The organism is Streptococcus oralis subsp. tigurinus (assembly GCF_002093545.1).
GTDB classification, from domain to species: domain Bacteria; phylum Bacillota; class Bacilli; order Lactobacillales; family Streptococcaceae; genus Streptococcus; species Streptococcus oralis_C.
In genome coordinates this window covers 79,988-92,157 of the sequence record NZ_LNVF01000002.1, presented here as the reverse complement: position 1 = coordinate 92,157, position 12,170 = coordinate 79,988, and the positions used below count along the sequence as shown (strand labels likewise).

Genomic DNA, 12,170 nt, shown 5'->3' with positions numbered 1-12,170 from the left:
GAATTTACTCCCCCTTAAAAGAGTCAGATGATACTATTGTTATGATAACCCGAATCGTTCAATCTATCAGGTTTTACTTGCTCTTTCTTAAAAGTTTGACAAAGATAAACTGACGTACAAAGCCTGGACAAAGTGCAACAATTGCCTGAATGAACATACTTTTAGCATATTCCATGTAAGAAATTTGCCCTCGCTCAAGCATCCGTTGGCGAGCTTGACGGTAGAATTTAAGGTAACGCAAGCCACCTCGACGCTCAAACATTCCTGCACCTACACGAACCTTACACAAGATTTGATCTAGGTTGCCAGTCTTGGCACCTGCCGTAATCATATTGAGCCAGAGGAGATCATCCTCCATGTAAAGCCCGTCTTCGTAGTTGCCCGCTTTGAGGACCATGTCCTTTTTGAACATGACTGTCATATGGTTAAAGGCGCTTCTCATTCTCTGATAAGCCACAATGTCTGCGTGCTGAGTTGGAACACGACGATAAGACACAATCTCATCTGGATTGTCAATAAACTCTGCAATCTGCCCACCTAAGAGATCGAGATTTTCTTTCTCCATTAGTTGAAGCTGTTTCTCAAAACGGTCCGGAACGGCTAAATCATCCGTATCCATCCGGGCAATAATGTCATACTGGCACTGCAAAACACCGTAACGAAGAGCCAAGCCTAAACCTTGATTTTGCTCTAAGGGGCACCGTTTCACTGGAATGTCTGACTGAGCTTCCACTTCATCTAGCACCTGATAGAGCTCAGGCGTGAGGGGCCCATCCTCAACAAGAACAAGTTCACTCGGTTTCAAGGTTTGATTTTGAACACTTTTGATAGCATCTCTCAAAAACGTCGGGTTTTCCTTTACATAGACCGACATCAAGACGCTGATTTTTTGCTTTTCAGGCACCGTTTTTCTCCAATATATAGATTTCCTTCCACTATTTTATCACAAATTTTCTCACTTTCCTATTTTTATATCAAATCAAGGAAAATTCTAGTAAAGAAATATATCTCCTTTCACTCTATTCTCGCTTAAATCAATCGAACTTTCTTAGCAGTCCTCTCCTTGACATTATAAGAAAAAAAACTTAAAATAAGCTGTTATTAAAATCATCCCATCGAGGTTTTTATGAAAAAACAATCACTCTTTTTTGTTCTAGGAATTGTCTTAATCGGGACTGTTTTACGCTCTCCTTTCACTGCTCTTCCAACCATTTTAGGAGATATCGCTCAGGGACTAGGAGTTGAGGTTAGTTCTCTTGGGATTTTAACCAGTCTCCCTCTCTTGATGTTTGCTCTTTTTTCTGCTTTTGCAAGTCGCTTGGCACAAAAAATCGGGTTGGAACATCTCTTTACTTACTGTCTCCTCCTCTTAACTGTTGGCTCTGTCATTCGGATTTTCAATCTTCCCCTTCTCTATCTAGGAACTCTGATCATCGGAGCGAGCATCGCTATTTTCAATGTACTCCTCCCAAGTATGATCCAGGCAAATCAGCCTCAAAAGATCAGTCTCCTAACAACCCTCTATGTCACTGCCATGGGTGTTTCAACGGCCATCGCTTCTTATCTTTCTGTCCCTATCACCCAAGCTAGTTCTTGGAAGGGCCTCATCCTCGTTCTCAGCTCTCTCTGTCTGGTCACTCTGCTAATCTGGTTGCCAAATCATCGCCACAACCACTACCTAGAAGGACAGAAAGAAAAGAAATCGAAAGAAAATATTCTGAAAAGTAAAGATGTCTGGGCTATCATTATCTTTGGCGGACTTCAGTCCTTGCTCTTTTATACGAGCATGACCTGGCTGCCAACGATTGCTATTAGTGCTGGTCTTTCTAATAGTGATGCGGCTCTTCTAGCTTCTATCTTCTCGCTGATCAGCATTCCTTTTTCAATGACTGTTCCAAGTCTGACAACTCATCTGTCAGACGGCCACCGTCGAATCATGCTGGCAATTATCTCTATCGCTGGGATGACAGGAATTGCCATGCTCTTGTATCCAACCAATAATTTCCTCTACTGGTTAGTCGTCCATCTCTTGATTGGAACGGCCTGCAGTGCCCTCTTCCCCTACCTCATGGTTTGCTTTTCTCTTAAAACCAGTTCTCCTGAAAAGACAGCTCAGCTATCAGGACTAGCGCAAACAGGAGGCTACATCTTAGCTGCTTTTGGACCTGCCTTGTTTGGTTATAGTTTTGAATTTTTCCAATCTTGGATCCCAGCTGTCCTTGCCCTTCTAGCTGTTGACATCATCATGACCATCTCCCTCTTTATGGTGGATCGGGCTGATAAAATCCTCTAAACTTCTAGTTTTTGCTAGGAGTTTTTTATATGTAAAATTTTTACACATATTTCTTGACAGGGCTTTCAATTTGAGATACAATATATTTGAAAAGAGTATATATAAAATTTTTATATAATATAAAGGAGGTTTCCCATGTACTTCCCAACATCCTCTGCCTTGATCGAGTTTCTCATCTTGGCTGTACTGGAGCAGGGGGATTCTTATGGTTATGAGATTAGTCAAACCATTAAACTCATCGCCAATATCAAAGAATCTACGCTCTATCCCATTCTCAAAAAATTGGAAGCCAGTGGCTTTCTGACCACCTACTCTAGAGAGTTTCAGGGGCGTATGCGCAAATACTACTCCTTGACCAATCGGGGCGTAGAGCAGCTCGTTACTCTAAAGGAAGAATGGTCGCTCTATACCGACACCGTCAACGGCATCATAGAAGGGAGTATCCGCCATGACAAGAACTGACTATCTGACTCAGTTAGAAACCTATCTCCATAAATTGCCTGAAGCTGACCGCATCGAAGCCATGGACTACTTTAAGGAACTATTTGACGATGCAGGTACAGAGGGTGAAGAGGAACTCATTGCCAGTCTGGGAACTCCAAAAGAAGCTGCCCATGATATCCTTTCTGATCTTCTCGACAAGAAAGTCAATGAAGCCCCTGCTCAAAAGAATGACCGCCAACTGCTACACATTGCCCTCTTGGCCCTGCTAGTAGCTCCTATCGGAATTCCGGTTGGGATCGGCATCCTCATGGCCATCATCGGTATTTTTATCGCAGCTGTCTCCGTCATTCTAGCCTTTTTCGCTGTTTCGGTGACGGGTATCCTGCTAGGTGGAGTCTTTATCGTAGAGAGCTTTAGTGTTCTGGTCGAAGCCAAATCTGCCTTTATCTTGATTTTTGGGGCCGGTTTGCTTTCTATCGGTGCTTCTTCTCTTGTTCTACTAGGTATCTCCTATGTAGCTCGTTTCTTTGGCCTCCTGGTCGTCCGCTTGGTGCAATGGATTCTAAAAAAAGGAAAGAGAGGTGACAGACATGCGTAAATTAACAAAAGGATTTCTCATCTTTGGTGTGGTTTCTACAATCCTTGGTTTTATCATGATCATTGTAGGAGCCCAGTCTAATGGTATTCAAAGTTTGCTTGCCATGTCAAAAGACCCCGTCTATGACAATCGTATCGAAGAAGTGACCTTTGGAAGTGAAGTGGAAAAACTTGATTTGACCCTTGAAGAACACAGCCTAACCATCACAGAGTCTGTAGATGACAAGATCCATATCACCTATCATCCTTCGGTGTCTGGTCGTCACGATTTGACTACTGGTATGAGTGACAAAACACTGAGCATCACTGACAAACAAGCCTCCCAACATCGTTTTCTCGGTTCAGGAATCGAAAGCCTACTTCGTATCGCCAGCAACTATTCTAATCGTTTTGACGAAGTCGTTCTCTCCCTACCCAAAGGAAGAAAGCTGCAAGCTATCACCGTCTCAGCCAATCGTGGACAAACTAATATTCGTCAAGCCAACCTTGAAAATGCAACCATCAAAACAAAAGGCTATCTCTTAAGACTAACAGAAAGTTCTATCAAGAACAGCACATTAACGGCACCTCATATCATCAATATCTTTGATGCCGAATTGACAGATAGTCAGGTCAAGACGGAGGGAGCACACATCTATGCTGAAAATATCCAAGTTCACGGCAAGGTCGAGCTAGAGGCTTATTCAACTCTACAACTCATTCTCTCCCAGAAAGAGACCGACCGTATCAATCTAGAAATTTCTTCTCAGCATGGTGGTATCTATCGTCAACCCAAAGAAGAACATCGTGGACAAAAAGAGAATGTACTTGCCAACCCTTATAAAACGGAAAAAGCAGATATCAAGGACCTACTCATTGCAAAAGCCAACCAAGATATCTACCTACCAAAAGAAGAGTACTCTTCTCCATCTAGAAACCATTGACAAAAACGCTTTCATCTGCTAATCTAAAAATAGAAAACGATCATAAAAAAGGAGGTTCCACCATGACACAAGAATGGTTTGAAAGTGCCGATCTTGAGAAGAAATCGGAAAACCAGCCCAACGAGCCTGAGACTTCAGAAACTGTGGAGGTCGAACTACAAGTAAGTGAAGAAACAGCTGTCTCACCTGAAGAGTTGGAAACGCATGAGGAAGACGCTCCCGAAATGATTGAGGAAACCCAAACCGAGGAAGAGGGAGAAGGGAAAGCTGAAGAGGAACACAAGCAAGAAAAACCTGCAAAAGAAAAAAGCATCCTCAGCAAGGCTTTAGAAAGCCCCTATATCCCAGACATTGACCCTCGTAAAACTGCCAGATTGAAAGAAGAAATCGCACTATTTTGGTCTTGGCTGCTGGATGCTATCCAAGAACCAACTACCAGCAAGACTACGGACCAAAGGCATCGTTATAGTGTCTTTGGCCTACTCACCTTGCTGTCTTCTATTAATCTTTTCTTTAGTATCTATCATATCAAGCACCTCTACTATGGCTATATGATTTCTATTGCTAATAGTTCTCCTAACCAGCTCCCACCTTTAGATCTCTTTGCTGGACTTTCTATCTTGGTCGCTAGCGCTCTATTTTACTTTTCCATCATTTTGGGAGGCTTTACTGTCCGACGTGTGCTGGATCAGGAGAGCGACTTCACATTCCAAGAAGCCTTTGATCGGTATAGCAGACTCTTTGCTATCCCACTTGTCCTAACAGCTCTAGCAAGTTTCTTTGCACTCTTTGGTGGCTTACGATTTGCTGGCATCCTCACTCTTCTAAGCATGGCCATCTTTTCCCTTGGCAATCTCTTTGTGATTAGCAAGCCAAGTAAGACCAGTAGCCTCGACCCATTTTATCGATTCTTGCTCGCTGTCTTACTTGATGGTGCTATTCTCTTGCCATTCTTCATTGCAGAGTTAGCGCTGACAGTTGACTACCTTCGCATCCTGACCTTCTTTTAACCAAAATCCCTGCCATTTGTTAATGACAGGGATTTTTATGCTTACTCTTTTTTGAACTGTGTCTACTTGGTGGTTGCCAATCCTTCAAAATTTTGTCCTAGGATGGCTTGTACTTCTAATTGATTAGCATCTAATTGCTGGTAAAATGCTTCTGGTAGTGACTCTAGGAATTTTGCATAGTTCAAGCGAGCAATGGCTTCATAATCTTCTGCTTTTGAGCCATCACCAGAAATCTTCACTAGGTCAATCTCCCAAACAAGCTCCTTGCCTGCTAGCTGCTCGGTATAGGGTGCTGGTACAAAGGGTTCCTTTGGCAAAATCGTCTTGACTCCCTGGGCTAGGTGGTAGATACCATGCACCTTGCCTTGAGCGTCTGGGTAAAATTTTACACTGGCAAGGTAGGCATCAGAGCCTTGAACCTTCTTGACCAGCTCTTCAAAACGTGCCAATCCATCCTCAGCCAAAAAGCTCTCGAGGTATTCCTTGTTGAGATAGATAGTGGACAAGAGCCCTTGGCAGTATACTAGACGAGTCGCCTTATCCGCTAGATAATGCTTGACCGTTTGTCGGAAATAAGCTTCAAAGTCAAACCCTTCTAACCCTTCTACCACATGCCCCAACTTGTTCGATAGAGCTTGGAGGAGAGCCTCTACAATCTCCCAGTCTGCTCTAGTAAGGAAGTCTGGAATCACCACTTGATAACCTTTTCGGCTATCCGCATAGTTGACCTTGAAGAGAAATTGCGACTGACCTACAATCCCACACTCGATATACTCGAGACGATTGAGGGGTTGACGGAGATAGACCGTATCATAACTGTGTGACTCCAAGCCCTCTACCAAGGCTAAGATGGACTTGGCAGTCAAAACCTCCTGTTGTCCTAGAATGCTTTCTTTATTTGGGATAAAAAATGTTTTCGCCATAACTGGCCTCCTTTGAAATCGTTTACATACAGTATAACCTATTTTCCTGAAAGATACAGAAACAAATTTTAGATTTTTAGATAAAAAGCATAGAAAAACAGCCCCTGAAGGCTGTTTGATGTTATACAGTAGCGACTTGATCCAAGCTTTCACCGATAGCAGCTAGGCGCTCAACAACTTCTGCTTGTGTCAATTCATTTTCTGAGACGTAGCGGTTGCGTGGGTGAACACGACACTCGTGTGAGCATCCACGAAGGTACTTGTCTTCATTTTCTTCTGATGTTAGGATACGACGGTTACAGAAGGGATTTCCACAGTTGACATAACGTTCACATGGTGTTCCATCAAACCAGTCTTTCCCTACGATGGTTGGGTTGACATGGTTAACATCAACTGCGATACGCTCGTCAAAGACGTACATTTTTCCATCCCAAAGCTCACCTTGAACTTCTGGGTCTTTACCGTAAGTTGCGATTCCTCCGTGCAATTGGCCGACATCTTTGTAGCCTTCACGCACCATCCAGCCTGAGAATTTCTCACAGCGAACGCCACCTGTACAGTAAACCACAACACGCTTGTCCATGAATTTTTCCTTGTTGTCACGGACCCATTGTGGCAACTCACGGAAGTTGCGGATGTCTGGGCGAATAGCTCCACGGAAGTGTCCTAGGTCGTACTCATAATCGTTACGTGTGTCAAGGACAACGGTATCTTCGTCAAGAAGGGCTTCTTTGAACTCTTTTGGAGACAAGTAAGCACCTGTTGTTTCAAGTGGGTTAATGTCGTTGTCAAAGTCGTTATCTTCCAAACCAAGGTGGACAATTTCTTTCTTGTAGCGAACAAACATCTTCTTGAAGGCTTGTTCATTTTCTTCGTCAATCTTGAACCAGAGGTCTTCCATTCCTGGAAGGCTGTGAACGTAGTCCATGTATTTTTGAGTTGTTTCGTAGTCACCTGAAACGGTTCCGTTGATTCCCTCGTCAGCGACTAGGATACGACCTTTAAGGCCGATTGATTTACAGAAAGCCAAGTGATCTGCCGCAAATTGCTCTGCATTTTCAATTGGAGTATAGAGGTAGTAAAGTAAGACACGAATATCTTTTGCCATAAGATTTGTTCTCTTTTCTATTCTTAAATTTTCAGAATTTTTCATTCAACTATACTAGTATACCCACTTGGGAAAACGAATGCAATTTATTTGACCGGAAATTATATAGAGAGACCTGCCACTGCACTTCATCAGTAACCATACCGAATAACAGATAATTCTCTCAATTTTTTGATCTGCTCGTCTTGACTTTCTGACAAACTTAGCTTGTTTTCAATCAATACACGCGAAAGGGCAACATTCATTTGGCTCAATATAAATGGAACAGAGGTCCCGTCGTCCCTTAGTCGTCTTTTATAAATCACTAACTGATTTTTCAAGGGAGTAAGTTGAGGCTCATCCTTTATATCTTCCAGTAGATGATCAATGATAGTCATGGCTTCACAACGTCTTTCACTTCCTCCAGCAAACCATTTTAATGGTGTCATACTCATTTCCCTCCTGAAATTCGCTTATAAATTGAACACTATAATTCCTAACTCGCGCCAGTATTTTACCCAAACACCCTATGTAAAAAAGTCAGCAAAAATGGTAAGGTCGCTACAATATTATTGATCACATGCACCGCATAGGAAGGATAAATGCTCTTGGTATAGCGAGTCAAACCAGCAAAGATGATTCCAAATGTTGCAAAGACAAAGATATCTAACAGACTAGGCAGGCTTGAAAAATGAGGGAGAGCAAATAAAATAGAAGGAAGGAGCAAATCAAGACCAAATCTTGAATGTTTAAAGAAGGCGTGTTGAAGTAATCCTCTATAGAGCAACTCTTCCATCAGTGGCACCAGAAAGAACAGGGATATGTAGATACCCAATTCGGCAAAATTAGTCTCACTAAAACCAATCAGTAGAGCCCAACCTTCCGCAGTTGACTGAACATATCTAGCTGTCTGAATATTAAAAGATATATGAACTACCGCTACTAGGACTGCCAGGATTGAATACCAGAACCATTTTTTTCTTGGAATGCGAAAGAGATAACCATGGCCTGTCTTAAGCAGAATCCAAATCATGACTCCACTAAATAGCAGACTTAAGATATTTTGAATCCAGAAGATATTTCCTACCTGAGAAGAAAATTGCCAATAATTTTGAACAATAGACGTCAGCTGAGAAAGACCAAATACGAAAAATAGGTAAGAGAAGACAGCACTCATTTTGAAAAGAAGACGATATTTTTTCATAATAAATCCTCTATAGATGTATGTGTATCACATCGCATAAACCCTCAGAACCACTCTTTTCATTTTTACATCCTAAAAATCACTACCTCCCCTAGAGAACTAAGGAAGGCAGTGATCACATTTTTAGGAATTAGGAATGAATACACGAAATCAATCGTTCTTATGATTTTTTGTTTTTCAAGAATTCGTCATATTGTTTTTGCATTTCGTTCAATACTTTTTCGTAGGCACCTTCAGATTTCAATTTTTCCATCAATTCTGGAATAGCTTTATCTGGGTCTACAGTACCAGTGTTGATAGCTGTATCGAATTGTTGCATTGTGTTAGAAATGGCTGAGATTTCAGATTTCACATTGTCAGTGTTAAAGATGAATCCAAGTGCTGGAGATTCTTTAGCTTCTGCCAATTGTTTCTTAGAATCTTCGATTTGTTGATCTGTAACGTTTTCGTTGATGTAAAGAATCCAGTTGTTACCAGTGTTCCATCCACCCATGTGAGTATTTCCTTTGTAGCCATCAAGGACGCGTACACGGTTTTCTTTACCTTCAATTTTTTCCCAGTTCTTGCCTTCTGGACCGTAAACAAGACCGTTCAAGAGTTCTGGGTTCGTGTTCAAGAGGTTCAACACTTCCATTGATTTTTCTTTGTTCTTAGAGTTGTTTGAGATAACAAAGTTGGCAACTTGTGTTGTTTGGTTTTTCTTGATAAAGTTAGTGATTGGTTTGATTTGGATGTCTTTGTTAGCAACGCGTGAGAGCAAGCTGTTACCGTAGTCAGCTGGTCCTACTGTTTCTTCACGAACGAACCAAGTATCTTGTTGAAGGTCAAATGAAGTATCGCTTGTTGCTACGTCTTTTGGAATGTATCCAGCTTCATAGAATTTGTGAAGAGTCTTCAAGTGTTCTTTGAAACGAGGTACTTCGTAACGGTTTACGATCTTAGTAGTGTCTCCTTCAAGGTCGATAACAAATGGAAGTCCGTTTGGTACTGGGTAGTCAAAGTTATCAGATGGGATAAAGTTCTTCGTAACCGCAAATGGTACTACATCTGGAGCTTTTTCTTTGATTTGTTTCAAGACTGGCTCAAGTGTTTCGTATGAAGTTACACCTGAAATATCGATACCGTATTTAGCAAGAAGAGTTCCGTTGAAGGCAAAGTTTTGAGATGATGCAACGTTAGCTGCAACTGGTACTGCATAGATCTTACCGTTTACAGTGTTCCCTTTGATGTAAGCTGGGTCAAGTGCTTTGTAAAGCTCTGCTCCTTCTTTTTTATACAATTCTGTTAAGTCAGCATAAGCACCTTTTTGAGCATTTACGACATAGTTAGATGCAAATGCGATATCATAGTTTTCACCAGATGATGTGATAACAGACATTTTCTTATCATAGTCACCCCATCCAAGGTATTGGATATCCAATTTAGCACCGACTTTTTCTTCGATGATTTTGTTTGCATTTTCTAGCAATTCATCCAAGTTGTCTGGTTTGTCACCGATTTGGTACATTTTGATTACAGGTTTTTCACCTGAAGCAGTATCAGCAGCTTTTTTGTTATTACCTGTAAGGTTTCCACAAGCAGCAAGACCAGCAGCCAAAGCGACTACGCTAGCAGATGCAAAAGCATATTTTTTCCAGTTTTTCATGATAAAAACTCCTTTTTTTATTTTTAAACTTATAAACGATTTAATAATTTGTAACTTCAGTCACTAAGATGAAGTTGGGAAGGGAGAAACGGTGTTTCTCAGCAAGTGCTATTCTTTCACACCACCGATGGTCAAACCTTTAACAAAGTAGCGTTGGAAGAATGGATACAGAATCGCGATTGGAAGGGTTGCAACAACAACCATGGCCATACGACCTGTTTCTTTCGGTAGAGCAACTCCCAGTTGGCCAGATAGACCGACTGCTTTTGCAATGTAGTCCATATTTTGTTGGATTTGCATAAGCAAATATTGCAATGGATACAAGTTGTCACTCTTGATATAAAGAAGGGCGTTGAACCAGTCGTTCCAGAAACCAAGAGCTGTCAAAAGCGTGATGGTTGCGATACCTGGAAGTGACAATGGCAAACAAATCTGGAAGAAGATCCGAGCTTCACTGGCACCATCGATACGAGCAGATTCGAGAATGGCTTCTGGAATGGTCTTCTTGAAGAAGGAACGCATCAAGATGATGTTGAATGGTGAGAGAAGCATTGGAACAATCAAGGCCCAAACGGTGTCACCCAGTTGAAGCAAACGAGTGACCACGATATAGCCTGGTACCAAACCAGCGTTGAACAACATACTAAGTAGGACGAAAATTGTAAAGAATCTGCGGTACTTAAAGGTTGTCCGTGAAATGGCGTAGGCATAAGTTGTTGTGATAAAGACGTTTGTCAAGGTTCCGACTACTGTTACAAACACTGAGATAAAGAGCGCTTGTAATATCTTATCCTTAAACTGAGCCAAAAACTCGAAGCCATCTAATCCAAACTGTGATGGGAAAAAGCTATATCCATGTTGAAGGATGCTCTTTTCATCTGTGATGGAAATCATGATGACAAAGATAAAGGGCAAGATACAAGAGAAAGCAATCAATCCAGAAATAATACTGAAGAAGATATCTGCCTTCTTACTAAAGGAGTGAATGCCGACATTATCAATTTTTGCTTTTTTAATTTTTTCTGCCATGCTTTCCTCCTTTCTAGAATAGTGCTGAATTTGGATCGACTCGTCTTGCAAGTAAGTTTGATAGGATAACCAGTATCAAACCGACAACGGACTGATAAAGACCAGCTGCTGACGCCATACCGATATCTGCTGTCTGAGTCAAACCATTAAAGACATATACATCCAAAACGTTGGTTACATTGTAAAGCTGACCAGCATTGTGCGGGATTTGATAGAAGAGACCGAAGTCTGCGCGGAAGATATTTCCGACTGCAAGGATGGTCAAAACAGTTATCAGCGGTGTCAACTGTGGAATCGTTACATTGCGAATACGTTGCCACTTGCTAGCCCCGTCCACTGTCGCTGCTTCGTAGTAGGTAGGGTCAATTCCCATGATCGTCGCATAGTACATGACACTGCTATATCCGAAGCCTTTCCAGATACCTAGGAAAAGGAGAAGATATGGCCAAATACCTAAGTCAGCATAGAAGTTAATTTCCTTCAATCCAATGGAAGAAAGGAAGTGGTTGAAGACCCCTTTGTCAATGTTTAGGAAGGCATCTGTAAAGAAACTGATGATAACCCATGACAGGAAGTAAGGGAACAACATAGACGTTTGGAAAATCTTAACCATTCTCTTAGAGCGAAGCTCGCTGAGGATGATCGCAATCCCTACTGACACAATCAAACCGATAAAGATAAAGCCGAGATTGTAGAGGACAGTATTTCGAGTGATGATAAAGGCATCTTTTGAACTAAATAAGAATCTGAAATTATCTAACCCGACCCATTTACTATTCACAATACTATCTATGAAACCATTACTGGTCATATGGTAGTCTTTAAAGGCGACCACATTCCCAAATACTGGAATGTAAAAGAATAGAATCAACCAGAGTGCCCCTGGTAAAACCATCAAGAGAAAGATCCAGTTATCTCTCAAGGTCTTTGAAAACTTTTTCATAATTTCCTCCCTTTTTATTCCTAAAAACTGATTTCATCGAATTTTTAGGTTTGATAACGATTACATTATTAG

General features: G+C 41.5%; 13 protein-coding genes. 5 read left to right on the top strand and 8 right to left on the bottom strand.

From position 1 onward, the window contains the following. Positions 1-73: 73 nt before the first annotated feature. The gene (locus ATE34_RS04405) at positions 74-904 is read right to left on the bottom strand and encodes a glycosyltransferase (RefSeq protein WP_001114307.1); all 831 of its coding nucleotides are present in this window, start codon (positions 902-904) and stop codon (positions 74-76) included. A gap of 222 nt (positions 905-1,126) precedes the next feature. Here ATE34_RS04405 and ATE34_RS04400 point away from each other — a divergent pair, with 222 nt between their 5' ends. From ATE34_RS04400 to ATE34_RS04380, 5 genes are all read left to right on the top strand, one after another. Beyond that, the gene (locus ATE34_RS04400) at positions 1,127-2,293 is read left to right on the top strand and encodes a CynX/NimT family MFS transporter (protein ID WP_061598964.1); all 1,167 of its coding nucleotides are present in this window, start codon (positions 1,127-1,129) and stop codon (positions 2,291-2,293) included. Between the two features lie 135 nt (positions 2,294-2,428). Further along, positions 2,429-2,755, top strand: a complete 327-nt coding sequence (locus ATE34_RS04395; protein WP_061598966.1) for a PadR family transcriptional regulator — start codon at positions 2,429-2,431, stop codon at positions 2,753-2,755. Further along, positions 2,742-3,335, top strand: coding sequence for a DUF1700 domain-containing protein (locus tag ATE34_RS04390; RefSeq protein ID WP_061598969.1), 594 nt, complete (start codon positions 2,742-2,744; stop codon positions 3,333-3,335). The genes ATE34_RS04395 and ATE34_RS04390 overlap by 14 nt, the downstream gene beginning before the upstream one ends. Further along, complete coding sequence (locus ATE34_RS04385) at positions 3,328-4,257, top strand: DUF4097 family beta strand repeat-containing protein (protein ID WP_061598971.1); 930 nt, start codon at positions 3,328-3,330, stop codon at positions 4,255-4,257. Before ATE34_RS04390 ends, ATE34_RS04385 begins: the two co-directional genes overlap by 8 nt. A gap of 62 nt (positions 4,258-4,319) precedes the next feature. After that, on the top strand, positions 4,320-5,267 hold the full coding sequence (locus tag ATE34_RS04380; protein WP_084911177.1) for a DUF6574 domain-containing protein: 948 nt from the start codon (positions 4,320-4,322) through the stop codon (positions 5,265-5,267). Between the two features lie 62 nt (positions 5,268-5,329). Here the strand turns inward: ATE34_RS04380 and ATE34_RS04375 are convergent, their stop codons facing one another. From ATE34_RS04375 to ATE34_RS04345, 7 genes are all read right to left on the bottom strand, one after another. Further along, positions 5,330-6,190, bottom strand: coding sequence for a DUF4299 family protein (locus ATE34_RS04375; protein WP_061598975.1), 861 nt, complete (start codon positions 6,188-6,190; stop codon positions 5,330-5,332). A gap of 121 nt (positions 6,191-6,311) precedes the next feature. Beyond that, entirely contained in the window at positions 6,312-7,298 is a 987-nt protein-coding gene (gene trhO, locus ATE34_RS04370; protein ID WP_001030013.1) for an oxygen-dependent tRNA uridine(34) hydroxylase TrhO, read from the bottom strand. 131 nt (positions 7,299-7,429) lie between these two features. After that, the gene (locus tag ATE34_RS04365; protein ID WP_000188103.1) at positions 7,430-7,726 is read right to left on the bottom strand and encodes a bacteriocin immunity protein; all 297 of its coding nucleotides are present in this window, start codon (positions 7,724-7,726) and stop codon (positions 7,430-7,432) included. 65 nt (positions 7,727-7,791) lie between these two features. Beyond that, entirely contained in the window at positions 7,792-8,481 is a 690-nt protein-coding gene (locus ATE34_RS04360) for a CPBP family intramembrane glutamic endopeptidase (protein ID WP_061598978.1), read from the bottom strand. Between the two features lie 160 nt (positions 8,482-8,641). Then, complete coding sequence (locus ATE34_RS04355; protein ID WP_070695954.1) at positions 8,642-10,126, bottom strand: ABC transporter substrate-binding protein; 1,485 nt, start codon at positions 10,124-10,126, stop codon at positions 8,642-8,644. Positions 10,127-10,234: 108 nt separating this feature from the next. Continuing rightward, positions 10,235-11,155 (bottom strand): carbohydrate ABC transporter permease, encoded by a 921-nt coding sequence (locus ATE34_RS04350; protein WP_084911176.1) that lies wholly within the window; start codon positions 11,153-11,155, stop codon positions 10,235-10,237. A gap of 13 nt (positions 11,156-11,168) precedes the next feature. After that, complete coding sequence (locus ATE34_RS04345; RefSeq protein ID WP_084911175.1) at positions 11,169-12,098, bottom strand: ABC transporter permease; 930 nt, start codon at positions 12,096-12,098, stop codon at positions 11,169-11,171. Positions 12,099-12,170 lie beyond the last annotated feature (72 nt).